Origin of the sequence: Pedobacter nanyangensis (assembly GCF_003313505.1) — a bacterium.
Lineage (GTDB): Bacteria > Bacteroidota > Bacteroidia > Sphingobacteriales > Sphingobacteriaceae > Pedobacter > Pedobacter nanyangensis.
The window spans coordinates 170,359-196,403 of sequence record NZ_QMHO01000007.1 but is presented as its reverse complement, the minus strand read 5'-3'; the positions used below and the strand labels follow the sequence as shown (position 1 = coordinate 196,403).

Annotated in this window: 21 protein-coding genes and 2 tRNA genes; 1 reads left to right on the top strand and 22 read right to left on the bottom strand. The window is 40.0% G+C overall.

The window, feature by feature from the left end; genetic code table 11:
• Positions 1 to 9: 9 nt before the first annotated feature.
• From DUT71_RS13410 to DUT71_RS13320, 19 genes are all read right to left on the bottom strand, one after another.
• Positions 10 to 3,600, bottom strand: a complete 3,591-nt coding sequence (locus tag DUT71_RS13410; RefSeq protein ID WP_240186933.1) for a SusC/RagA family TonB-linked outer membrane protein — start codon at positions 3,598 to 3,600, stop codon at positions 10 to 12.
• Positions 3,601 to 3,923: 323 nt separating this feature from the next.
• Entirely contained in the window at positions 3,924 to 5,147 is a 1,224-nt protein-coding gene (locus DUT71_RS13405; RefSeq protein WP_113663045.1) for a FecR family protein, read from the bottom strand.
• Between the two features lie 67 nt (positions 5,148 to 5,214).
• Positions 5,215 to 5,805 carry an RNA polymerase sigma-70 factor gene (locus DUT71_RS13400; RefSeq protein ID WP_240186932.1) on the bottom strand — a complete coding sequence of 197 codons (591 nt, stop codon included), beginning with the start codon at positions 5,803 to 5,805 and terminating at the stop codon, positions 5,215 to 5,217.
• A gap of 133 nt (positions 5,806 to 5,938) precedes the next feature.
• Complete coding sequence (locus DUT71_RS13395; RefSeq protein ID WP_240186931.1) at positions 5,939 to 6,478, bottom strand: DUF420 domain-containing protein; 540 nt, start codon at positions 6,476 to 6,478, stop codon at positions 5,939 to 5,941.
• Between the two features lie 60 nt (positions 6,479 to 6,538).
• Entirely contained in the window at positions 6,539 to 7,243 is a 705-nt protein-coding gene (locus tag DUT71_RS13390) for an SCO family protein (RefSeq protein WP_113663043.1), read from the bottom strand.
• A 46-nt stretch (positions 7,244 to 7,289) separates the two neighbouring features.
• On the bottom strand, positions 7,290 to 7,646 hold the full coding sequence (locus DUT71_RS13385) for a cytochrome C oxidase subunit IV family protein (protein ID WP_113663042.1): 357 nt from the start codon (positions 7,644 to 7,646) through the stop codon (positions 7,290 to 7,292).
• A 21-nt stretch (positions 7,647 to 7,667) separates the two neighbouring features.
• Positions 7,668 to 8,369: a cytochrome c oxidase subunit 3 gene (locus DUT71_RS13380; RefSeq protein WP_113663041.1), complete on the bottom strand. Its 702-nt coding sequence runs from the start codon at positions 8,367 to 8,369 to the stop codon at positions 7,668 to 7,670.
• 30 nt (positions 8,370 to 8,399) lie between these two features.
• Positions 8,400 to 8,966 (bottom strand): cytochrome c oxidase subunit 3, encoded by a 567-nt coding sequence (locus DUT71_RS13375; protein WP_240186930.1) that lies wholly within the window; start codon positions 8,964 to 8,966, stop codon positions 8,400 to 8,402.
• Positions 8,967 to 8,980: 14 nt separating this feature from the next.
• Positions 8,981 to 9,883 (bottom strand): heme o synthase, encoded by a 903-nt coding sequence (cyoE, locus tag DUT71_RS13370; RefSeq protein WP_113663039.1) that lies wholly within the window; start codon positions 9,881 to 9,883, stop codon positions 8,981 to 8,983.
• A 10-nt stretch (positions 9,884 to 9,893) separates the two neighbouring features.
• Positions 9,894 to 10,955, bottom strand: a complete 1,062-nt coding sequence (locus tag DUT71_RS13365; RefSeq protein ID WP_113663038.1) for a COX15/CtaA family protein — start codon at positions 10,953 to 10,955, stop codon at positions 9,894 to 9,896.
• A 98-nt stretch (positions 10,956 to 11,053) separates the two neighbouring features.
• A complete protein-coding gene (locus DUT71_RS13360; protein ID WP_205313938.1) occupies positions 11,054 to 12,925 on the bottom strand; it encodes a cytochrome c oxidase subunit I in 1,872 nt (623 codons plus the stop codon).
• 21 nt (positions 12,926 to 12,946) lie between these two features.
• Positions 12,947 to 14,167, bottom strand: coding sequence for a cytochrome c oxidase subunit II (locus tag DUT71_RS13355; protein WP_240186929.1), 1,221 nt, complete (start codon positions 14,165 to 14,167; stop codon positions 12,947 to 12,949).
• Positions 14,168 to 14,265: 98 nt separating this feature from the next.
• Positions 14,266 to 15,501: a quinol:cytochrome C oxidoreductase gene (locus DUT71_RS13350; protein ID WP_113663035.1), complete on the bottom strand. Its 1,236-nt coding sequence runs from the start codon at positions 15,499 to 15,501 to the stop codon at positions 14,266 to 14,268.
• Positions 15,502 to 15,516: 15 nt separating this feature from the next.
• Positions 15,517 to 16,104 (bottom strand): c-type cytochrome, encoded by a 588-nt coding sequence (locus DUT71_RS13345; RefSeq protein WP_240186928.1) that lies wholly within the window; start codon positions 16,102 to 16,104, stop codon positions 15,517 to 15,519.
• The gene (locus DUT71_RS13340) at positions 16,097 to 16,633 is read right to left on the bottom strand and encodes a DUF3341 domain-containing protein (protein WP_113648413.1); all 537 of its coding nucleotides are present in this window, start codon (positions 16,631 to 16,633) and stop codon (positions 16,097 to 16,099) included. The genes DUT71_RS13345 and DUT71_RS13340 overlap by 8 nt, the downstream gene beginning before the upstream one ends.
• A 2-nt stretch (positions 16,634 to 16,635) precedes the next feature.
• A complete protein-coding gene (gene nrfD, locus DUT71_RS13335; RefSeq protein ID WP_113663033.1) occupies positions 16,636 to 18,108 on the bottom strand; it encodes an NrfD/PsrC family molybdoenzyme membrane anchor subunit in 1,473 nt (490 codons plus the stop codon).
• Between the two features lie 25 nt (positions 18,109 to 18,133).
• Positions 18,134 to 21,175 (bottom strand): TAT-variant-translocated molybdopterin oxidoreductase, encoded by a 3,042-nt coding sequence (locus DUT71_RS13330; protein ID WP_113663032.1) that lies wholly within the window; start codon positions 21,173 to 21,175, stop codon positions 18,134 to 18,136.
• A gap of 49 nt (positions 21,176 to 21,224) precedes the next feature.
• The gene (locus DUT71_RS13325; RefSeq protein WP_113663031.1) at positions 21,225 to 22,517 is read right to left on the bottom strand and encodes a c-type cytochrome; all 1,293 of its coding nucleotides are present in this window, start codon (positions 22,515 to 22,517) and stop codon (positions 21,225 to 21,227) included.
• Between the two features lie 254 nt (positions 22,518 to 22,771).
• Positions 22,772 to 23,752 (bottom strand): deoxyhypusine synthase family protein, encoded by a 981-nt coding sequence (locus DUT71_RS13320; protein WP_113663030.1) that lies wholly within the window; start codon positions 23,750 to 23,752, stop codon positions 22,772 to 22,774.
• 322 nt (positions 23,753 to 24,074) lie between these two features.
• On the opposite strand from DUT71_RS13320, the gene DUT71_RS13315 reads away from it, so the two are divergent.
• Complete coding sequence (locus tag DUT71_RS13315; protein ID WP_113663029.1) at positions 24,075 to 25,286, top strand: MFS transporter; 1,212 nt, start codon at positions 24,075 to 24,077, stop codon at positions 25,284 to 25,286.
• A gap of 247 nt (positions 25,287 to 25,533) precedes the next feature.
• Here DUT71_RS13315 and DUT71_RS13310 read toward each other — a convergent pair whose 3' ends face one another.
• The 3 genes from DUT71_RS13310 to DUT71_RS13300 form a co-directional block, all read right to left on the bottom strand.
• Positions 25,534 to 25,773, bottom strand: coding sequence for a GIY-YIG nuclease family protein (locus DUT71_RS13310; RefSeq protein ID WP_113663028.1), 240 nt, complete (start codon positions 25,771 to 25,773; stop codon positions 25,534 to 25,536).
• Between the two features lie 48 nt (positions 25,774 to 25,821).
• Positions 25,822 to 25,898 (bottom strand) — tRNA-Val (locus DUT71_RS13305).
• A gap of 64 nt (positions 25,899 to 25,962) precedes the next feature.
• Positions 25,963 to 26,039: transfer RNA gene (locus tag DUT71_RS13300), tRNA-Val, on the bottom strand.
• Between the last annotated feature and the right edge of the window lie 6 nt (positions 26,040 to 26,045).

Here is a 26,045-nt window from a genome sequence, read left to right as displayed (position 1 = left end):
ACTATGCTTTTATATTCCAATTTTTAATGATAATGTGTACTGTCTCGGAACTGGTATAGCTACACCACCCGAAGCAAAGAATTCCGGATCTTGTCCTTTAAGCTTTTTATCGGCATAAATTAGCCAGATGTTATTGCCCTGTAGTTTGATAGATGCACTATTTAACCCGATCTTCTTCATGAGCATCTGCGGTAGGTTGTAGCTCAGAGAAACTTGCTTTAACCTTACAAACGATCCATCGGCCACCCTTTCAGAAGAATAGTTAAAGGCAGTGTAAGGATAGCTTCCAGAAAGTGATTTCCTTAACAGGTAATCACCTACGGACGGGCTATTCACCACGGTTTCGTCCAGTGGCAAGGTCCATCTATCCAAAAACTCTCTTGGCATGGCATCTGTGTCATCATAATTTACAGAATAGGCGTTGTTCAATCTGATTTTATTACCTGTTTGATAAGATACAAATGCCGTAAGTACAAAGTTTTTATACTTGATGGTATTGGTTAAACCGCCGGTAATTAAAGGTTCAACAGAACCTTCATAGGTTAAATAAGCTGGGTTTTGGCTTTGCACGTAAACGCTGTTAGAAACATTACCGTTTTCATCAACGAAAGTGGGCACACCCAAATAGTTTAGCCCTTGGAAGTTGATGGAATACAATCCTCTAACCGGGCCGCCCTCTAAAGCACCACCTTCTGGTCTTACCAGGTCGTAAATTCGGGAGGTATTTTTTAGGTTAACGATTTTGCTTTTGTTGTAGCCAAAGGTAAATGTTGGCGTGTACTGCAATCCTGTCGGATTTCCTACCCTTCCGCTTACCGTAAACTCAACACCTCTAGATTTCATGTCGGCGTAGTTGGCGTATTTGGTAAATTCGCCGCCGATTCCCGAAGTACGGAAAGGACCGATCAGATCAAATCCGTTTCGGTGGTAAAAATCTATATTAACTGAAAGTTTATCTTTAAACAAGCCCAAATCTAAACCGGCATTAAACTCATATTGTTTTTCCCAAGTCAGTTGAGAGTTTTCCAAACCATCTAATACAATCCTCGATTCCACTTCTGATAGTCTAGGTCTTAAGGTTGTACTGTTGGTCAATAAAACAGAAGAGTTACGGGCGCTACCCATACTTGCCGTTAAACCGTAACCGGTTCTTAGTTTTAAGTAGGAAATTTGGTCGATATTTTTAATAAAGTCTTCTTCCGAGGCATTCCAGGCAGCACTCACGGTCCAGGTAGGTAACCATCTGGCGGTTCTAGACTCGCCCATCCTGTTACTTCCATCATACCTGAACGTACCATTGATTACATATTTTGATTGATAGGCGTAGCTTGCATTTGCGAAGAAAGCAGCAAACCTATCGTAGAAACGGTCCATGCCAAAATAATTATAGTTTGCTTCTAGCAGCATCTTAATGATCCTATAATCTGTAAAAGGCACGCCACCTTTATCGTATTGATAACCGTAACCGTTGTTAAAACTATTTTGTCTGTTGGTAAATTTCAGTTCCTGGCCAACAAAACCTCCAAAGGTGTGGTCGCCAATTGTTTTGTCGTATTGAATTTGGTTCCTGACATTGAAATTCAACAAATTATCATCATTTCTGTTGTAGAAACCTCCTTGCGGCAACACCGATATCTTTTCTACTTCCTGTGGTTTATCCGGATCCCTGTAGAAAAAGATATTGCCTTCCCTGATGGTAGAGTTTGGCGCATATCTGTAGGCCAGGGCCATGTTGGCATACTCGGTAATTTTATGCTCTCTTGTTGTTTTCACATAGCGCATTGAACCTAATGACTTAAACTCAAATCCCTTTAGGAATTTGTAATTTAATTCACCTTGCACTTTCAAATCCAACATATCAAGATCAATGTAGTTGTTTTCGGTTTCGTTCTTGATGTTAAAAGGAGCATAGTTAAGTTTGTAGAATTCCAGATTGCCGTTATCATCATACATACGCATGGTACGTGTGGTGTTTAGGGCATAGCTGAACGGGTTGATATCAAAATCTCTTTCATATTTACCTTCAACCACGTTATTTGTACGTCCCAGCGTTCCTGGAGCGCGTTGTTGCCTATAAGAACCTGTGGCCAATATACCCGCGGTTACTTTGGGTGAGATATTGTAGTTACCCCTGATGTTCATGGTATAACGTTTCACCTTATCGGCAATACTCCAGCCGTTATCGTCATAATATCCTAATGAAAAATAATGCTGTGATTTTTCGGAGCCCGATGTGAATGAAAGTGAGTGCTCTTGTACAAAGGAATTTCTGAATAGCAAATCGAACCAGTCTGTATTGGCCCTGGCATATTTTTGCAGAAAGGCTGCTCTTGCTTCGGGCGTATTTTCTACCCCAAATTGACCAGTAGTGGAATTATACAGATTAATTTGCTCGTACAGTTTTACAAATACACCGCCATTTTTGCCGTTCACAATGTTGGCGTCCAAGCCTCCTTTTCTTAAAACCTCAGCATACACCGACATTTGATCGGCTGAATTCATGATGTTATATTGATCGTACGAAGGTTTCAAAAAGGTTGAATAGTTACCACTGTAGGAGATATTATTATTTCCGGCTCTACCCTTTTTGGTGGTAATTACCACTACGCCGTTCATTGCTCTTGCGCCATAAAGTGCTGTTGCAGAAGCGTCTTTCAAAATATTAAAGCTTTCAATGTCATCAGCATTGATGCCTGCCACAGACGAGCCTAACAAGGTTAGCGCATCGCCACTGGAAAGTTGGTCGTTAGATATGTTTACGATATCCTCCAGCACGATTCCGTCAACAACCCACAGGGGTTTGTTTTCACCAGATATTGAAGTTGCCCCACGTACACGGATTTTAGGTGCAGTACCAAAAGTTCCGGACACGTTTTGTACCGAAACACCTGCTACTTTACCTTCCAGCATGCGGCTAACATCAATGATACCATCTTGCTTTACATCGCTACCTTTAATATTGGTTGCAGAGCCGGTAAACAGCTTTTTATTGATGTTCTGAAATCCGGTTGAAACAATGTTTACCTCTTTCAGTTCGCTGGCATCTTCTTCGATAGAGAGGTCGATCTTGGTTCGGCCATTAACGCCAATTTCTGTGGTTTTGTAGCCAATAAACCTGAAAACCAGCACAGCGTCTTCTGCTGCCGTAATTTGGTACTCCCCTTTATCATTGGTAACTACCGTAGTGGTTGTTCCTTTAATGGTAATACTAACGCCAGGCATGGGCAGCCCATCTTTTTTGTCCTTTACCACGCCGGTAATCTTGATAGCGGCAAAGTAGTCGACAATTTTTTCGAAGAACGATTTTTCCCGAGGCTTAATCAGAATCGTTTTGTCTTCAATGGAATAGGTTAAATCTTTTCCATCAAGGATCTTATCCATCACCTGCTCCACAGAAATGTTATTAAAGCCCGCATTTACCATGGTGTTACTCTTCATTTTGTCGGTAGATACCAACACGTCGTAACCGGCCTGCCTTTTAATTTCCTTAATAACTTTCTCTAAAGTTGCTTTCTTTTCTCTAATAGTTACCAACTGCCCGTAGGAAGCAGCGCTTACTTGAAGAAAGGAGACAAGCAATACTACTGTAACTAATTTCATGATCAATAAAAATTTTGGTAGGTAGCCAAAATACCTACATAGAATTTTGGTGTAATTTCTATACATTTGATAGTCTGTTTTTTTGCAGCTTCGCCACACGGTGCCAAGCACCGTTGGGATTTTGCGGTTAATCCAATAAAATGATTCCTTGATACGCCAATATTTTAGGAACGGGTTAAACAGATACAAGAAAAGGAGGTGTTACGAGCACCTCTTTTTTCTTTTGTATTTGACGTGGAAATGGCGGGGCTAAGTTTGTTGAGTTTGTTTCATGTTGAATAGTTTGTTCGGTTTGTTGATTTTGTTGATTAATGCGAGCAATATTATTGCCCAGTTTCTTTATAAACGGTTATTTTGTTTTTGTGGATCTCAAATCTCACCTCTCCGGTCTGTTCAAATTTTCTCAGTACCTTCGATACGTTTTCAAAACGGCTAATGCTTCCGTAATACATCACATCTTTAGCGCTAGCGTCGGCATATTCCACCTGCACGTTGTACCATCTGGCAATTTTGCGCATGATGTTTTCCTGTTTTTCATTGTTGAACATGAAATAGCCGTTTTTCCAGTCAATAGATTCTTCAGCGTCAACTTCTTTGATGTTGATACCTCTTGCACTAAGTACAGCTTGTTCACCAGGTTTTAAGATGTTTGGCTGTTGTCCTGCCAAATAGGGCATTACTTTCACGCTGCCTTCCAACAAAGTGGTTTTTACTTCGCTCTCATCAGCGTAGGAATTGATATTGAAACTTGTTCCCAGTACTTCAACTTCCTGTTTGGCCGTTTTAACGATAAAAGGATGATCTTTGTCTTTTGAAACTTCAAAATAGGCCTCCCCTTTTAATTCAACCAAGCGTTTTTTCCCTTTTGCGAAGGAAAGCGGATAGGTCAGCGCCGAAGCGGCATTGAGCCATACTGACGAGCCATCAGGCAGTTTAATTTGCCAAACTCCTCCTTTTGGGGTTTCAATGGTATTAAACGTGTCTTCTTTTGCAGCTCCGCCTAATTTATCGTCAACAATGTTGTACACCAGTTGTCCGTCGGCGGTTTTTGTGATAGACAAGCCTGCCTCTTTGGCTACATCGCCGTTGTTGATATCACTTAAGGAAATTTTTTGACCATTGGCCAATACCAAAATAGCTTTGTTACTTCCCGGCGCAGCATCTGAAGCATAAGTACGTTGCTTGTGAAATAGCGACTTCCCTCCAGAGTATAAATAGATGACCGAACCTAGGGCCAATAAAACCACTGCAGCGGCGGCCCATCTAAGGAATACGGTAGTACGAGAAAGCTTAGTTTTTTTAGTTGGAAGATTTTGTCTTTGCTTATTTAATCTCTTACTAAACCTTTCCGCTGCTTGATGATGATCTAAACTAGCCAACGGAGCTGCTTTGCCAGACAAACGCCATACTTTTTCTACGCTGTTGTAGAAAGCCTCATTTTCGGCTGAATGTTTACGAAATTGCTCAACTTGGGCTTTACACGCTAAGTCATCTGGATATTCCAAATGCCTTGCAATTAACGCAAGTATTTCTGGCTGGTTAGTCATTTTGTTTGTTTAGTAACGCTATGACAAATACCTCACCAAAAACCCCTAGTTATCCACGAACTTTTTTTTAAAAAAAGAATAAAAGCTGAAATAACCTTGTAGAGCTGCCAATTTCCACATTTCTTTTTTTGAGCATAGCCTCTCTCAAAAGTTTTAACGCATTGGCGATGTGATTTTCAACAGTTCTTTCGGAAAGATCTAATTTTAAGGCTATTTGACGGTATTTTAAGCGTTCAAATCTATTCATTTTAAAGATTTCCCTACATTTCGGTGGCAGCTTCTCAATTTCGTCAAATAACAGTACAATCAATTCATTCTCTTCATCCAGTTGCTCAGCTTGGTCTTCCGTAAATTCGTCTACTATTTTTTGGTGGTGTTGCTCTAAATTCCGCTGCCTGTTTACGTAATTGATGGAAGCATTAATGACTGAACGGTATAAATACGATTTGATGGATTTGATTTCGGTAAGATCCTCGGACCGTTCCCATATTTTAAGGAAAACATTTTGCACTACTTCTTCCGCTACATAAATATCTTTTACATATTTATCGCTTTCGATCAACAATCTTTTAAAATATTGGCTATAGAAATCTGTAAAGGCCCTGGCATTGCCTTTTTCCAACATTAGTTGTATACTTTCTACAGTTTCTTTACCCACACTTCTGAATGATTATAGTTGCTATGTTCTAAGATAAGAATTATAGCAAAAAGCTATAGATTTTTTACAAAATCGAGCGTTAAAATTTCAGTTTGCCGTTCGGTAAACGGTTAGGCGTTGCTTATGCAGAAAATTAATGCGTGTAATAAGGAGAAATCATCAGATAAACCACCACTCCGGTAACCGCTACATAGAGCCACATTGGAAAAGCGATCTTCGCAATCTTTCTGTGTTTATCAAAACGTTGTGCCAATGCTTTCACATAAGTAATCAATACAAATGGAATGATGATGATAGACAGTAGTATATGCGTTATTAAAATGAAGTAATAGATGTATTTGATGGCTCCTTCGCCACCAAATTTTGTAGAGTCGGAAGTCATGTGATAAGCTACATACATTCCTAAAAATAACACTGATAATACGATGGCAAATTTCATCAGGTTTTCGTGCAGCTTACGTTTCCCATTTTTAATGGCCCAAACCGCCACTAGCAATACCACTGCCGTAATGCCATTAATGGTAGCGTAAATGGGAGGCAAAAAGCTCAGTGGTTGTACATCATAACCCAACTTCTTTAAATTAACGCCAAATAACAAAGCCACTACTAGCGGAACAGCTACCGAAAGGATCACGATCCACCTGTTATATTTTTGTTCTACCGTATTTTCCATTTTCATAAATTAATAGTTGGCTAAATTTAGCCCGTTGAATTGTTTATTGAGAACTGTTAATTACCTACCGTCTTTGATATTTCTGAGTTCTTCGGCAATGAGCACCTTAATTTCGTCGTCTAATTTAGATAAGGCTTCCTGGTTGCTGGCTTCGTAGAAACCCCTAATGCGATGTTGAGAATCTAACAGTACTATTTTACTACTATAGATAAATTTTCTTTCAGTAGGTGTACTATTGTCTACTGCATCAAGCAATAGTGATCTTTTTACCAGCTTGTTCAGGGTTGCGGTATCGCCTTTCAGAAAATCCCATTTTTGCGCAACTGCATTTTGGGCTTTGGCAGCATTGGATATCGCCTTAAGATCATCCTTACTATCTACACTAATGCTTGCCAAATGCACCATGTGATTGTTTTGGTACATTTCGTTAAAGCCTTGCATGGCTTTCATGGATATTTTCGCACCATCAGAATTAACTTGCGTATAAAAGAGGTTAAGTACAACCACTTTGCCCTGCCAGGTTTTTAAAGTAATGGTATCGCCGTTTTGGTTGGTCAGGGCAAAATCATCCACTAGGTGATAAATGGTGTCTGGAATTTGCTTTCCTCTTACAGAATGGAAGGTTGACGCAACCACTTTTGGACCATAAATAGGTAAAGGTTTGTACCGGTTCTTACCCTTGTCCTGAAGTAAATAATATAAAAATCCTGGTACCGCTAATATGGTGACCAGGATTAATATTTTTTTGGTATGATTATATTTCATCCGGTTTTTCGATCATTTATAATTTCGGATGGAGCGTATCGTGCATCTATACCTTAGGCATGTGCAAATGAAGGTAACCGCCTTCAATCAGCATCAGTACAATAAAGTAAATGATAAACACGAAAGAAACGGTTAGCGATAATTGCAATCCCAGTTTCTCGTACTTAAGGTGCATGAAATAGGCCACAATGTAAAAGGCTTTTAACAAGGTTAAAAAGATGTAAACATAGTTGCCAACCGATTGCGACATATGTCCTCCAGGGATTGCCCATAATGCAATGATAAACTCAATTACGGTAATGAACAAAAGGATGAAAAACACTTTCCAAATTTTGCCTTTAGACATTGAAGCATGTTCTCCGTGACCGTGCTCCTCTGATGTATGTGTGTGATGTTCTGACATGATAAATATCTTTAAAACTAATTAAACCAAATAGAAGAAGGTAAATACGAATACCCAAACTAAGTCTACAAAGTGCCAGTATAAACCTACTTTTTCAACCATTAAGTAATGTCCGCGTCTTTCGAAAGTACCGTTAATGACCATACATAAAATGATGATGTTGATGACCACCCCACTGAATACGTGGAAACCGTGGAAACCCGTGATGGTAAAGAACAGGTTGGCAAACTGCTGTGCAGATACTGCGGAGACTTCGCCTTCAAAGAAATGTCCTAATTCTTTAGGGATTTGGCCCCACCAGAAACCTTCGTGGTGTAAGTGAGTCCACTCGATAGCCTGACAGCCCAAGAACATGAACCCCCCGATGATGGTTGCTACCATCCACCAAATTACTTCTTTTTTAGATCCTCTGTGTCCTGCTTCTACGGCTAATACCATGGTTACAGAACTCATGATCAATATAAAAGTCATTATACCTACGAAAACCAAAGGATAGCCGTGGGCTGCGAAACCTGGGATAGACTGGAAAACCAAATCCGGATCTGGCCAAGCAAACTTGCTAAATCTTTGCGCTCCATAATAAACCAATAACGATGAGAATGTGAAGGCATCCGACAACAAGAAAAACCACATCATTATTTTACCATACTCTACCGACCACGGCGAACGACCGCCGGCCCATGGGGTTGTTTTAACTTGGTCTAACTTCGATAATGAATCCATTTAATATTAGTATAATAGTTTGTTAAAAAATTAACTGTTCAAAAGTAAAAAAACATATAGATATATCCATAAGATATCTATAAAATGCCAAAATATTGAGGTAACGTCCTGGCGGTAGGTAGCAACCTCCGGAGAAACCTTTTTATAACTGCCTATAAGGCTGCTGGTCACGAAGCCTAAACCCGCCACAATATGTAGCAAGTGGAAACCCGATACAACATAAATCATGGAAATAGCCGCATTGTTGTTTACCAATACTGCCCCGGTTTGGTAAAGGCCTACCCAACCCTGAAACTGCAACACACCAAAAACAACGCCTAAAACAAAAGTTAGCCATAATAGCATTCTTTGCTTACTGGTATCGCCTTTTTTCAGCGCTCTTGCTGCCATAAATAAACAGATACTACTAACCAATAGCACAGCAGTACTGTAGGTAAAAACTTCTGGTAAAACCAAACCATGCCCCTTACCTTTTGAGGCCATAAAAACAAGGTAATAACTGGTCCATCCGCCAAACATAATGGTAGAAGAAACCACGAACAACCAAACCACAAATTTTTTAGGCTTAAAGTTGAACGCTACGCGCTCTTGTTGCATTGTACTCACCATCTTTATACTACTAAATCAAACAATAAAATTAATTGTACCAAAGGGATGTAAAAAAATGAGCAAAACATCACTTTTTTGGCACTTGCCAAATCCATTTTCACTACCAATTGGTAGGCATACCAACTGAACAACAGTCCTAGCACCACCGAAACGCCAGCAATATAATATCCTCCAAAACCATAGAAAGTTGGCAATAAGCTTACTGGAATTAAGATCAGGGTGCTGGCAAAAGTAAAGATAGCGCTGGCTTTATCTTTCTTTTTGGTTGGCAATAATCTAAATCCAGCTTTGCTGTAATCTTCATCTAACACCCACGCAATAGACCAAAAGTGGGGAAACTGCCATACAAACTGCACCAAAAACAAGATGATGGCTATTTGGTAATCTCTGGGCACGTAACCTACTGGCGAGTGGCCAATAGCCGCCAAATAACCAATAAGTGGTGGCAATGCTCCTGGTATAGCGCCCACAAAAACAGCAATAGGCGATTTTCTTTTTAACGGTGTATAAGCAAAAGCATATAATAAAATAGAAAACACAGAAATCAACCCGGTTTCTAAATTAAGTTTGCCCAATAGCCATGTTCCTGCTATACCCATCACCAAACCTGATACGAGGCCCTGCCCCGTGGTCATACGACCTGCTGGCATTGGCCTATCTTTGGTTCTGGTCATGAGCTTATCCAGATCAACCTCAATAATTTCGTTGAAGCAATTTGCGGCTCCGGTTACCAAAAAACCACCAATGATCAAAATCAACCAATTGTTCCAGTTAATTTCATCAATAATGGCACGGTCTACCTGAATTTTTGACCCGATTAAAAATGTAACAGACGCAGAAAACACCACTAAGAACGTTAGTCGGAATTTTATGAGTTTTGAAAAATCTGAAAAAAACTGTTTCAATTTTTAATATTTAAGCGGCCTTATAGGTTTTGGTCCTATACACCAACAAGTACAAATAATATTGCAAGCTGAACATAATGGTCGAAAACAAAATATGTACGGCTTGCGCATAAGGCGGTAAACCCAGGTACGATAACAAAAATCCAGAGACTACCTGAACGATTAAGGTTACCATCAGGTAGTTGGCCGTAATTAATGGCCAGGCTTTGCCGCTAAAGCGGTCAATTACCATCTTATAAACAATAAAATTGCTAATACCCACTAAAATTGCTAAGTCTCTGTGATAGGAGAACACGCTACCTATTTTAGACACCCAAGTATTTCGTCCGTTATATTGCAGTGACTTGGCAATGCTATCTACTGCTTCCCTAACTTCGGTACCTAAAATAATCTGTAGGATAGAAATTAAGATGGTAAAGAACAAAAAGCCTTTCAACCACATGATACGGTACATAATTACCGTTGGCTCGCTGTGCAATTGCTTAGCATAGTTGTAAGTATAAATCGCAATTCCCAAAATAACTAAGGCTAGTAACATGTGTACCGTTACCACCCATTGCGTTAAATTGGTTGAAACTACTATTGAACCCAACCAAGCCTGATAGCCCACTACTAGGATATTCAACCAGCTGAGTACAATAATTCGTTTAGCTTTCTTCTTGTATGCAAATGAAAAAATTGCAGTTAACAAAAGGAATATACCCAGAATTGCACCCGTAAGCCTGTTGATATATTCTGTCCAGGTTTTAGCGGCATTAAACTCTTCATGCACCAATATCGACTGATCGTTTCTGATACGATCTGCTAATTGATGCTTGCCCATACTTTCCAAGTACTTGGCAAACTTCTCATTTTTCTTTTTCCTTCCTTCTACATATTTTGTTTCGTAATCGGGAGGAAGTTGTTTAATGGAAGTAGGTGGAATATATTGGTCGAAGCATTTTGGCCAGTCTGGGCAACCCATTCCTGAACCCGTACTACGAACAATACCACCGGCCAAAATAACTACTAATGTAGCTATGATGGTGATTAAGTTTATTCTAATAAATCTACTTTCAGATTTAGCAATCATTGAATATGTGATAGATTTATAAAAATAAGGTACCTGTAAATGTTAGCACACTTGGCAGATACCTTATTACATATTTTGGACAAAGTTCGGCGCAGTGCTTATTCGGTCACCGGCTTATTTGCAGCTTCCCATTCTTTTTGGATACGCTCAGCCTCTTCGTTACCTTCAAAGTCATGAGGTAAATTAGAGCTCATCGTTTGTGAGAAAGGAACTGTTTGAGGAATAAAGTCTTCTTCAGCTCCTGGCTTGCTATAGTCATATGGCCAACGGTAAACAGTTGGGATTTCCCCTGGCCAGTTTCCGTGCAAATGCTCAACTGGTGTAGTCCATTCTAAAGTATTCGCATTCCATGGGTTCTGAGTTGCTTTTTTACCTCTAAACATTGAATAGAAGAAGTTAAACAAGAATGCAATTTGAGCCAATGCAGCAATAATGGCCGACCAAGTTACAAATACGTTAACGGTTAACCATTTGTTCATAAACTCAAACTCGGTAAACGCATAGTAACGACGCGGTACACCATCTAAACCTAAGAAGTGTAGCGGGAAGAATACCAAGTAAGCACAAATGAAAGTTACCCAGAAGTGCAGATAAGCCAACTTAGGGTTCATCATGCGGCCAAACATTTTTGGATACCAGTGGTAAACACCGGCCAACATTCCAAAAATAGCTGCAGAACCCATTACCAAGTGGAAGTGAGCTACTACAAAGTAAGTATCGTGTAAGTTAATATCTAATGAAGCGTTACCCAAGAAGATACCTGTTAAACCACCAGAGATGAAGAAAGATACCAAACCGATAGCGAATAACATCGCTGGCGTAAATCTGATATTACCTCTCCACAAAGTAGCCAGGTAGTTAAAGGTTTTTACCGCTGATGGTACCGCAATGATCAATGTGGTGATCATAAACACCCCACCCAATAACGGGTTCATACCTGTTACAAACATGTGGTGCCCCCAAACGATGAATGATAGGATGGTAATCCCCATCAATGAATAAACCATTGCGTGGTAACCGAAAATCGGCTTTCTAGCATTTACAGAGATGATCTCTGAAGAAATACCCAAAGCAGGCATAATCACGATATATACCTCAGGGTGACCTAAGAACCAGAATAAGTGTTGCCACAAAATTGGAGAACCACCTTCGTTAGGCAAAATTTGAGTACCGAATACTAAATCCGACAAATAGAAACTTGTACCAAAGCTACGGTCAAATACTAAAAGTACTACACCCGCTACCAATACTGGGAACGATAAAATACCTAGAACCGCAGTTAGGAACAAAGCCCAAATGGTTAAAGGCATTTTCCAAAGGTCCATACCTTTTGTACGCATGTTCAAAATGGTACTTACATAGTTGATACCACCCATTAAAGATGAGGCTACGAAAAGAACCATACTGACTAACCACAAGGTCATACCAATTCCTGAACCAGGCATGGCCTTTGGTACTGCCGAAAGTGGTGGATAAACTGTCCAACCAGCACTAGCAGGTCCTGTTTGGGTAAAGAAAGAGCCCATCATGATTAAACATGCAGCTAGGAAGAACCAATAAGAAAGCATGTTCAAAAATGGCGAAGCCATATCTCTAGCACCAACCTGTAAAGGAATTAACAAGTTACTAAAAGTACCACTTAAGCCTGCGGTTAGTACAAAGAATACCATGATGGTACCGTGAATAGTTACTAACGCCAAGAAAAAGTCTGGCTTTATTCTTCCACCTTCAGCCCATTTACCTAAAAATGTTTCTAATAAAGGAAAAGATTTGTCTGGCCAAGCAAGCTGAATCCTAAATAGGATCGATAAAAGCATTGCGATAACTGCCATAATGATACCAGTTATTAAAAACTGCTTGGCAATCATTTTGTGATCTTGACTAAATACGTATTTAGTTAAGAACGTTTCATGGTGATGGCCATGTCCATGATCGTCGTGGTGTGTATCGTGTAATGATATTGTTGACATAATAAGGTTTTTCCAGTATTATTATTTTTTTAAAGCTAATTGGTTGTTTACATCTAAGGCTACCTTGGCAGCTGTAGCTGCAGTATCCGCAGGAGCTTGTTCAGCTGCTGGGGCTGCTTCTACCGGTACAGGTAAGTTAAATGCCTTTCTCAAGTCGTTAGTTAAATAAGGAGTTTGCTTAGTTAACCATTCTTGATATTCTTTTTCGCTAACAACCCTTACATTTTTCTGCATGTTAAAGTGGTTGGCTCCACAAATTTTAGCACACAACAAAATGTAGTTGAACTTAGGATCGTTAAGTTTAGTTCTCATCTCATCCGTAGTAATCGTTGGCGTAAACTCAAAATATGAGGTCATACCTGGTACGGTATTTAATTGTACCCTAAAGTGAGGCATATAGAAACTATGGATAACGTCTTTACTTGTCAATATAAAACGAACTGGCTTGTTTACCGGAAGAACAATTTCCTCGGCCATTAAATCGTCCAAACTGTTTTTATCGTTAAAATCGATACCTAAGTTGTTGATCGCGGTAATTAACTTGTAGTTTTTCTTGCCAACCACTGCATCTGGGCCAGCGTAACGGATATCCCATAAAAACTGCGATGAAGTTACCTCAATACTGATCGGTCTGTTCTTAGGATCTTCCACTTTATAGAAAATAGATCTCCATGTTAAGAAACCTTTCAATACCAATAAGGTTAATACTAGAGCAGGAACAATTGTCCAAATCTTCTCGATCGTATTGTTATGCGGGTAGTAATAAGCTTTTCTTTGATCAGAAGCTCTGTAGAAATAAGCGAATGCAAAAAGAACGATGTGGGTAAGGATGAATACGATAGTGGTAATGATCAATGTTAATTTAAACATCTCATCAATACGCTGGCCATGCTCAGATGCCGCCTCGTGCATATGAGAAATCATTTTACCGTGAACCGAATACTCCCAATATACCCCGTATAAACCTACGATTAAGAATAGAGCAAATATTACAGCGTTTACCGTATTCCAGTTGATTCCTTCTGGCTTACCTTGCGTTTCGCGGGTTAATTCATATACTTTTAATGCTTTGCCTACTATGGCAATGAATAAACATAAAAGCAAGAACATTAGCACATAAAATATTGCATTTTTATGTACTGGACCCATGTCTACAGGTTTAGCCGTAGTGGCTGCAGCTGCTTCCTGAGCAAAGGCATTAGCGCTGGTAAAAACAGTAAATAATACTGCTAACGCTGCCATTGTTTTATTAACGATTAATTTTCTTAAACTCATTTTCTTTAAAAGTAGTACGATGTACCGTAGTTATATTACTTATTTATTGTAAACCGTATTTTTTATTATAAGTGGTGGTTTAAACTCTCTTGTAAAAACGGATGGTTTTTTGCCACCAAAGGTTTTTTGCTTAATGCACTTAATACTGTGTAAGTAAATAGGCCTACAAAGCCAAGTGTGATACCGATTTCCAAGATACCGAAACCGCTACCGCTTTTTGTTCCAAACTCAAATACCCCTGGCATAATCATTTGGTAATAATCTACCCAGTGGCCACACACTACAATGATAGAAACCACTAGTAGGATATTTTCACTTCTTTTGTTATCACGATCCATCAACAATAGCAATGGTGATAAGAAGTTCAGCACCAAGTTAAGGTAAAACCAGAACTCGTAGCTGTTGAAACGTTTGTGGAAATATACCGTCTCCTCCGACATATTCGCATAGTAGATCAATAGGAATTGAGCAAACCAAACGTAAGTCCAGAAAATAGAGAAACCGAAGATAAACTGGCCTAAGTTGTGTAGATGGCTATTGTTTACCCAGCTCATGTAACCCGCCTTTCTCAATAAGATAATCACGATAGCGATGATCGCTAAGGTACTTACCCACATTGAAGCGAAGTTATACCAACCGAACATGGTAGAGAACCAGTGTGCTTCTAAGGACATGATGTTATCGAAAGCAAAGATTGGCGTAGTAAACCCGTAGATTACCAAGAAGATGCAAGAGTATTTGAAACTCTTATTGTAAGAAGTTAACCCTCCTGTTAAATCTTCGTTATACGACCACTTGGTTACAAAATGAGCAAAAATTGCATATGATCCCATAAACACGACCTGCCTGATCATAAAAAACGGCCAGTTTAAGAATACTGCTTTACCTGCAATTAAGCTGTCATAATTTGGCGAGTTAGGATCGGTTAATCCTTCGGCATGCCAATGGTGATAAAGGTTGTGCGTGTATAATCCCAAACCAGTAATGGCAATTAAGATCAATGCTGCCCAAGGCAGGTTTTTTGCCATGGCTTGCGGTACACGTAAAATAGATGCTGACCATCCTGCCTGAGCAACAAACTGTATTGCTAGGAAGAACGTGGCAGACATACAAACACAGGCGAAGTAATAGCCCATCAACAATAGATTGGCAAAAGTACGCTCATGTGTAATGTGATCACTGTTGAAGAACAAGCCATAAGCTATTGTTAAAATACCAATTACGATACCAACAATACTCAAAGTTTTTACTTTTCCAGTAAACTCAAATTGTTCACTTAAATTATAATGATGAGTTCCCATTTATATCTGCTTTTCTTATTGTATTTTTTGTAATTGTTGAACATACATCACTACTTTCCATCTTTCATCTGGACTAAGCTGTGAAGCATGAGACCCCATTGCGTTCAAACCATACATAATGGTATGATAAATTTTTCCAGCTGGCATATCTTTCATTAAACCACCGCGAGATGAAACTGCATCAGCGCCGTGGTAGGCGGGTACGCCTGAAATACCTTTATCCAACTTTACGATATGGCCTTGTCCATCGCCTTTTTCACCATGGCAAGGTGAGCAGAAAACAGTGTAAAAGTGCTTTCCTTCGGTCAAGTTTTTCTCTGTTAACGCTAGTGGGTTAACCAAAGCTACAGAAGCCTCATACCCTTCTTTGGTATTTGGGTATTCATATCGGATATAATCAACCGGATTAGTGTTTGGAGGTGGCGTTTGGGCCGTTGCTCCGTTCGCAAAGTTTTTGTTTGGCTGATCCTGATTGTAGGCAATTGGATCATACATATTCCTTGCGTATTCTAAACCTGTACTCTTATTGTCTCTACAGGCCGAAAGCATTGCTACAGAAGCTAGTAAGCTAAATGCTCCTAAAACAATCTTATTCTTATTCATAGCTAATATACTTCCTTTCATTATGCTTAACTTCTAAAGCGCCTGCACCTTTTAAAAGTTCATCAATTTTTTCGTGTTCTGTATTTTGTTTGGCATCAATAGCAATGACAAAACGATCGTCAGTTGCACGTAAATCCATTACCCTTGGGGCTCTTCCTGGGAACAAATGGGTAGAGGCATAATATGAACCTACCAAGCCAAATGCACAGAATAGAATGGTTAACTCAAAGGTAATTGGAATAAAATCTGGCAATGCAAAGTGCGTTTTACCACCAATGTTTACTGGCCAATCTACTACGGTAGCTAAATAAACTCCAGTAAGCATGGTGATTGTACCTGTAATTCCGAAAAAGAAAGCGGCAATATCCAATCTAGATCTTTTAACGCCCAATTTCGCTTCGATACCGTGAATAGGCATAGGGGTATAAACATCATATATAGAGATGTTATTCTCCTGCAATTTCTTGATGCCGGTTAGCATCTCATCAGGATCTCCAAAGCTGCCTAAAATATATTTGATATTACTCATTGTTATATTTTTGCGTATTCTTCTTGTTTAACACTATCAAATTTCTCTAAAGATTCAATGTACTCCTGTACCTGCTCTTTATCTAAGTTTCCTTCTTTAATCAATTTCATCTTAGATTGCTCACTTGAGCTCTTCAAGATCATTTTAACCTCAGCAATTGCAATAGAAGGTAAAACTCTTAAGAACAATAGGAACAAAGTAAAGAATACTCCGATTGAGCCTACAAACACGCCCACATCTACCCAGGTTGGGGAGAACATGGTCCAGCTTGAAGGAAGGTAATCGCGGTGTAGTGAAGTTACGATAATTACGAAACGCTCAAACCACATCCCGATGTTTACCACAATGGATAGCACCCAAGTTGCAGCAATGTTGGTACGGATTTTCTTAAACCACAACAACTGCGGAGAAATTACGTTGCAAGTCATCATTAACCAGTATGACCAAGCAAATGGACCGGCGATACGATTCTGGAAAGCGTATAACTCGTATTGTGAACCTGAGTACCAAGCAATGAATAACTCGGTTAAGTAAGCCACACCTACAATCGAACCTGTTAAGATGATGATCTTGTTCATTGATTCGATGTGGAACATGGTGATATAATTCTCTAAACCTAACACCTTGCGTACAACCAATAATAAGGTTAATACCATGGCAAAGCCCGAGAAAATTGCACCGGCAACGAAGTAAGGAGGGAAAATGGTGGTGTGCCATCCCGGAATTACCGAAGTTGCAAAGTCCATAGATACAATGGTGTGTACCGAAAGTACCAGTGGCGTTGAAATACCTGCTAAAATTAATGATACTGCCTCAAAACGTTGCCAGGTTTTTACGCTACCTGTCCAACCGAATGAGAAAATGGTGTAGATTTTTTTGCGAACGCCTGTTGCTCTGTCTCTGATGGTGGCGATATCTGGCAATAAACCGGTGTACCAGAATAACAATGATACCGAGAAATAAGTAGAGATCGCAAACATATCCCACACCAATGGCGAGTTAAAGTTAACCCAAAGTGATCCGAACTGGTTTGGCAAAGGAAGTACCCAATAAGCCAACCATGGACGACCCATGTGTGATACTACGTATGTTGCGGCACAAATAACGGCGAAAATAGTCATCGCCTCTGCCGAACGGTTGATGGAGTTACGCCAGTTTTGACGGAAAAGTAATAGTACTGCGGAGATTAGCGTTCCAGCGTGACCAATACCTACCCACCATACGAAACCGGTGATATCCCAAGCCCAACCTACTGTTTTATTTAAACCCCAAGAACCAATACCAAACCAGAAGGTATAGCCTACTGAAACTACCCATAAAGTAGCTCCACATAGTGCAAGGATAAATCCAATCCACCAAGCCTTGTTAGGTTTATTTTCTACCGGAGATAAGATCTCTTCCGTAATTTGGGCATACGTGATGTCCTTTCCGGTAATTAAAGGTTCCCTTAAAATTGATTCGTTATGTCCTGCCATATTCTATATTGCTGTAAGTAATAGCTTACGCATGTACTTCTTTTGTTTCTGAATCTATGTTTCTAATTTTTGTCATGTAACCGATACCTGGCTCAACGTTGATTTCTTCTAGTACGTAGTAGGTACGCTCGCTACGTAGGGCCTTTGAAACTTCCGAGTTTGGATCGTTTTTATCGCCGAAGATGATTGCGTTGGCAGAACATGCTTCTTGACAGGCCATTTTGATATCGCCATCTTTCAATGCACGTTTTTCAATTTTGGCCGTTAATTTACCTGCTTGGATACGTTGGATACACATCGAACATTTTTCCATTACCCCTCTTGAACGGGTAGTAACATCTGGGTTCAATACCAATTGTGTAAACTCGTTGTTCAAGTAGTTATCGAAACGCGAATCGTTCCAGTAGTTAAACCAGTTGAAACGGCGTACTTTGTATGGACAGTTGTTTGCACAGTAACGGGTACCTACGCAACGGTTGTAAGCCATGTGATTCAAACCGTCCGACGAGTGTACTGTTGCCAATACCGGACATACGGTTTCGCAAGGTGCATGATCGCAATGTTGACACAACATTGGCTGGTGCACTACCGAAACATTCTCTAGGTTATCTAAATGAGCAATTTCTTTCTCTTTAGTTACCGCACCATGTTGCTCATCGTTAAAGCTATAGTAACGGTCGATACGTAACCAGTGCATTTCACGACGACGGCGAACCTCATCCTTACCTACCACTGGGATATTGTTTTCTACGTTACAAGCTACGATACATGAACCACAACCTGTACAAGCGTTCAAATCGATTGCCATTACCCAGTTGTTGCCCAACATTTCGTGCTTATCGGTAGTCCACAAATCGTAAACTTTATGTTTGTGGTGGTTACCTGAACCAGCCGCTGGATCTTTTAGGAAATCTTTGAAAGAGGCTTCACGAACAATGTTTCTACCTTCGAAAGAGTAGTGGGTTTGTGTTTGAGCTAATTCAGACCAAGCACCTGTAGCGGTTAAAGTAGCCGTAGTAGCATACTTTAAGGTACCATTGGTGTAAGTTACAAATGGGAAGGCGTTTTTACCTACGTTGTTACCCGCTTTACCTGCTTTGGTACGTCCGTAACCTAAAGCTACTGAAGCGGTGCCCATGGCTTGTCCTGGTTGGAACAATACTGGCAAATCAACCGAATAACCATTTTCGCCTTTGATCGTTACCACGTCAAATTCCTTGTAACCTAGTTTCTCGGCTTGTTTAGGGTTTAAGGCTAAACTGTTATCCCAAGTTACCTTGGTTACTGGATCAGGAAATTCTTGCAAGAATGCGTTGTTGGCTTGCTTACCATCACGCATAGGAACACTTTCAAAAATCTGAAGCTCGATATCTTTCTTCAATGCTTTGCTGCTTGCTACGATAGCTGCTGCAACGGCATCTAAAGATAAAGTGAAACCATAACTTCCAGCTGGTCTTGCAGCGTTAATAACTACACCTGTTTGTAGCACATCTTTCCAAGTTTTACCAGCTGCAGGCAATATGTTTTTCTCCCAGTAATTGCGTACGTATTGGTAGTAATCTTGTACTGGAGCGTCAGCCCAGGTTAATAAACTTTGCTCTGCCTGACGAGAGTTGAATACTGGGTTAATGGTTGGCTGAACAATGCTGTAAAAACCTTCATAAGTATTAGCATCGCCCCAAGCTTCTAAATAATTAGGTGTAATGGCTACTACATCAGAAAGATCGGCAGTTTCGTCTTCCCTATCTGAGAAAGAAACTTTTAAACCAACTTTTGCTAAACCTTCGGTAAAAGTTTTAGTATTGATAGCATCATAAGCAGGGTTTGAGTTCAAGAAGAACACTGCCCCTACTTCACCTTTGTTCATTTCGTCAACCAACAATGCAAATTCTGCATCATTACCTTCGTAACGTTTGCAAGGATTATCTAAATCGATAGTAGTACCATAGCTACCAATAGCCACGTTAATAGCGTTTACTAAAGTTTGAACAGAAACATCGTTAGAACCAGCTACTACAACTGCTTTGCCTTTGTTCTGTAATAATTCTTTAGCTACCAATTTAATTGCTTTATCAGCGTTGGCATTGTCTGGCAAACCTGCGCCTGGCAAGCTGGCACCTGTAATCGCATTGTATAATGCAATTAGTGCAGGCCCTTCTTCCGATAGTTTCAAAGCAATACGAGTATCGGCGTTGGTACCTGTTAAACTCATACCAGCTTCAAACTGGAAGTGGCGAGACATTTTTTTCTTCTCTAGAGACTTATAATCTCTGTTAGAAGTATATTGAGCTGTAAACTCTTCACCACTGATCCAAGTTCCCAAGAAATCAGCTGCAAAGCTTACGATCAAATCTGCTTTATCGAAGTTGTATTTTGGCAATACCGCTTTACCAAAGCTATTTTCGTTAGCCTTGATGATACCTGTATAAGAAACCGGGTCATACTGAACCAATTTAGTAGTAGGGTATTTTGCGGTAAATTCAGTTACCACTGCTTTAGCCGAAGGGCTGTTCAAAGTGCTGGCAACCACACGAATTTTCTTACCTGATGCTTGTACTTTATTCAATTCGCCTTTTACGAATTTGTCCAAATCAGCCCAAGTTGTTTCATCCTTTTTCAACAAAGGATTTTTTAGTTTAGAAACATCGTACAAATCCAACACTGAAGCCTGAGCCTGCGCATCAGTACCTCTGCTGAATAAACCAGCATTGCGGTTAACTTCAACTTTGATTGGACGCCCTACCACGGTTTTTACCATTACGCTGTTACCTTTAAAAGTAGAAACGTAGTAGTTAGGGATACCCGGAGTTACCTCTTCTGGCCTAACCAAGTAAGGGATTGATTTGTGTACCGGTGCTTTTTGACAAGCTGCCAAGGTTACCGCACCTAAACCAAAACCTAAGGCTTTTAAAAAGTCACGGCGTGGGGTAACGGTACTTAGTCCTGCTTCACTTAAAACATCTTCTATTGGAAGCGGCTCGGCAAATTCGCTTTTGTTGTTCTCAACAAACTCGGGAGTTTTGTTCAACTCCTCCAAACCTTTCCAGTATTTTTTGTTGCTTTCCATTTAAGCTATATTACTGTTTATCGAACGTTCTTAACTAAAACTCTATTTATTAATAATGGCACTTACCACACTCTAAACCACCTAACAACGCTGGGGTAATTTTCTCACCTTTTTTGATTTTTTCGTGAGCAGCAATTACGTTTGCGTAAAACGCATCGTTTTTCTTGTTAGAGATATCCGCCTCTCTGTGACAGTTAACACACCATTTCATGGTTAACGGAGAGTATTGGTAAACTTCTTCCATGGTGTTCACTGGACCGTGACAAGCGAAACAAACTGGATCAGTTGGTTTCAAACCTGCTTCTTTACGAATAGCTTCTTCACCAACCACTACGTGTTGAGAGTGGTTAAAGTAAGCGAAATCTGGCAAGTTATGTACACGTACCCACTCAATTGGCTTCTCTTTGGTTTTGTCGTAAGTTTGCGTATCTGGGTTATAGCCCAAAGCGTTATAGATTTTTTGGATTTCTGGAGAAATCAATCCGTCATCAGTTCTTGCCTGTACGTTTTTATGACAGTTCATACAAACGTTCAAAGAAGGAATCGTTGAGTTTTTAGACTTGAATGCCCCAGTGTGACAGTATTGACAGTCAATTTGATTAATACCAGCATGCAACTCGTGCGAGAATTTAATTGGCTGCGTTGGTTGGTAACCCGTGTGTACACCTGTTTCCCACATGCCCATCCAACCGAATGAACCTAACACAATCACCAAGCACAATACGGTAAAGAACACAAACTTCTTGTTCTTGAACAAGCCTTTTAAGCCCGTAGCTAAAGAAACATTGTCTTCATCTGTTACTACGATACCTTGTTTCTCTAGAATTAAACGCTCAAGCATTTTAACCGCTCTGCCCAACACTACCAAAACAACGATAGCCAGAACAATAATCGCGATTACACCTGCAATTGAAAGGCTTGAAGCGCCTTCATCTTTCACTTCTCCTGCACCTGCAACAGCTTCTTTTTTAGGCTCTCCTGCTTTTGCATAAGCGATGATGTTTTTAATTTGATCATCAGTTAAATTAGGAAAAGCGGTCATCTCCGATGGAGAGAATTTAGCGGCTTCGATAGCTTGTTTGTTCCCAGAAGCTCTTAATTCAACGTTGTTTCTAATCCAAGGAATTAAAAACGACTCCTCCAATTCGTTAACCTTTGGAGTTAAAGCTGGGCCGGTACCATCATGGTCTAAGGCGTGACATGAAGCACACTTCGACTTAAATAACGTTCTTCCCTCTACAACATCTTGCGCTTTCGATACAGTTACAGTTAAAAAAGATAGTGCAGCTAATACGAAGGTTGCTTTTCTAAATTTTTTAAGTCCGAATGAGATATTCCTCATAATGAGTATTTTATGCTTTATTTTGAAATAAAATTTTTAATCTAAGTGATGAATGATGATTTACCTCTCAGAAATAATTGGACAAAAGTAATCTTTATTAAGATACCAATGACATATTAATGACAGTGAAATACAATTTATAATCATTCTAAACTATTGCAATTTTAGCGGCTAGCGCTAAATAAATCAGCGATTTTTTGGAAATCGCTGACTTGGTTTGGGTTGGTTTTAAACCCTGATATTTGGAAATTAATTTATTGTTTCAATATCCAGGCAAACATTAATGGCGCCACGATTGTTGCATCACTTTCTACAATAAATTTCGGCGTGTTGATATCTAGTTTACCCCAAGTAATTTTCTCATTTGGAACCGCTCCCGAGTAAGAGCCATAAGAAGTAGTGGAGTCTGAAATTTGGCAAAAATAACTCCAAAATGGAATATTTTCCATTTCCATATCCTGATAAAGCATTGGCACAACGCAAATCGGGAAATCGCCAGCAATACCACCACCAATCTGGAAAAAGCCTACACCTTTACCATCTGAATTTTTCACATACCAATCTGCCAACCAGGCCATGTACTCGATACCGCTTTTCATGGTTGTGGCTTTAAATTCATTTTTGATGACATAGGACGCAAAGATATTGCCCATGGTGCTGTCTTCCCAGCCCGGAACCACAATTGGCAGGTTTTTTTCGGCGGCCGCCAACATCCACGAATTTTTGGGATCAATTTCGTAATACTGTTCCAAAACACCGCTCAACAACATTTTGTACATATACTCATGTGGAAAGTAGCGTTCGCCCTTATCATCTGCATCTTTCCAAATCGCATGGATATGTTTTTGCAAACGACGGAAAGCTTCTTCTTCGGGAATACAGGTATCGGTAACCCGATTGTAGTGGTTCTCTAACAAATCCCACTCATCTTGGGGGCTCAAATCACGATAGTTTGGAACTCTTTTATAGTGAGAATGAGCAACAAGGTTCATAATATCCTCTTCTAGGTTGGCACCAGTACAAGAAATGATTGAAACCTTATCCTGCCTGATCATTTCGGCCAAAGAAATACCCAATTCTGCAGTACTCATTGCACCGGCAAGGGTAATCATCATTTTACCACCTTCGTCTAAATGCGTTTCATAACCTTTAGCCGCATCCATCATAGCTGCCGCATTAAAGTGGAGATAATTGGTCTCCATGAATTTCGATATTGGTCCTCTATTAGTACTCATTTTATATTCATTTTGTTTTCGCCCGCAAAAGTACAAATGATTTATGATTTTATGCCGTATGTACAGGAACGATTTACAATTTGCGTGGAAAGTTGCTGAAATGAAGCTTTAGGCGCATAGCTTTTAATCACATAGGCACATGGCCTTTCAATGATATTAAGATGCGATATCTTATGTGCCTAAGTGGTTTTATTTGATTTGGGCGCAAAGCCTTTCAACAATACCTTTTAACGCACTAAAACGATGTGTATATGTGATTACATCTTAGTTTTAACGATTAACCTTTAATAAAATATGTAGCTTTGTTTAAAATCTTTTTTTTATGAACGCAAACCCTTCTGATTTTAGCAAAACAAACGCAACCGTTTTCCCCATCTTATTTGCGCTAAGTTTCTCACACCTACTTAATGACACCATTCAATCTTTAATTCCGGCTATCTATCCTCTGGTTAAAAGCTCTTACCATCTAACCTTTTCGCAAATCGGATTGATTACGCTCACCTTTCAGCTGGCGGCATCCTTGTTTCAACCTTTTGTAGGTTTATACACAGACAAGAGGCCTCAACCTTATTCCTTAGCCATTGGCATGGGCTTTACGCTGGTTGGGCTTATTACGCTTTCATTATCCAATAGCTTTTACCTGATTTTGTTTTCGGTAGCTTTGGTGGGCACGGGCTCTTCTATTTTCCACCCAGAAGCATCCAGAATGGCGCATGCCGCATCTGGCGGAAAAAAGGGATTGGCCCAATCAGTATTTCAACTAGGAGGCAATGCCGGCAGTTCCATTGGGCCCTTGCTGGCCGCCTGGATTATTGTTCCAAAAGGACAATTCAGCGTTATCTGGTTTTCGGTAATTGCCTTGTTGGCTATTATGGTACTCAGCTACGTAGGCAATTGGTATAAAAACTATGTGCTAAACCGCGAAGCAAAAAAGGCCAGCACTATTATAGAGAAGCACAATCTTTCGAAAACCAGGGTAATTACCGCCATTGTGATTTTGCTGGTGCTTATTTTCTCGAAATATTTTTACATGGCCAGCTTAACCAGCTACTTCACTTTTTATTTGATCGACAAGTTCCATGTTTCGGTACAAACCTCGCAGATATACTTATTTGTATTCTTGTTTTCGGTAGCGGCCGGCACGTTGCTTGGCGGCCCAATTGGCGATAAAATTGGCCGTAAATATGTAATATGGGTGTCTATTCTGGGTGCCGCTCCTTTTGCGCTGATGTTGCCGCATGCCAACTTGTTCTGGACGGGCATCCTAATTGTTCCTATCGGGATGATTTTGGCATCGGCCTTCTCGGCAATATTGGTATATGCACAGGAACTGATTCCTGGAAAAGTAGGTTTGGTGGCTGGGCTTTTCTTTGGCTTCGCCTTTGGAATGGGCGGCCTGGGCTCGGCGTTAATTGGAAACCTTGCTGATAAAACGAGTATCAATTACGTGTTCTCCATTTGTGCTTATTTACCATTGATAGGGTTAATTACGGCTTTTTTACCTAATATCAGTACCACCAGAAAGAAGAAATAATTTATCGTTCCCTTAAGCCCCAAAGGCCCAACATTGGCCAATAGGGCTTAACGTGGGGGCTACCACGTTGCACTTGCACGAATGGCGCCCAAGGCTTGGTGTACGAGCAGCATAATAAATCAAATTAGGCATTATATGCCCAAAAACAAAAAAGCCTCACCAGAATAACTGATAAGGCTTAATGTGGAGGATACTGGGTTCGAACCAGTGACCCTCCCGATAGAAAATCGGGATGCTCTGAGCCAGCTTAACAAAAAAGCTTCTCTATCATCTTCCTGCTTTTCCAAGATTTAATTTGCTTCTCTCTCGCAAGAGCGCCTTCTTTTGCAGCAAACTCTTCTGAATAGACAATTTTCCAATCATTAGTATTTCCTGTAAATCCCTTATGATTTGTATTATGCTTTAACAACCGCTCTTGCAAATTAGAGGTTGAACCAACATAATATCGATCCCGAGAAATAGAGTAAATAACATAGGTATAGAACACTCTAATAAGATAATAAGAAAAGGCAAAAAAAACCAACAAGGCTTAATGTGGAGGATACTGGGTTCGAACCAGTGAGCCTCCCGATAGTAAATCGGGATGCTCTGAACCTGCCGAGCTAATCCTACAGAGGTTTATTTAAAAGCCCCTAAAACAAAAAAGCCTCACCAGAATAACTGATAAGGCTTAATGTGGAGGATACTGGGTTCGAACCAGTGACCCTTCCGATAGTAAATCGGGATGCTCTGAACCTGCCGAGCTAATCCTACAGAGGT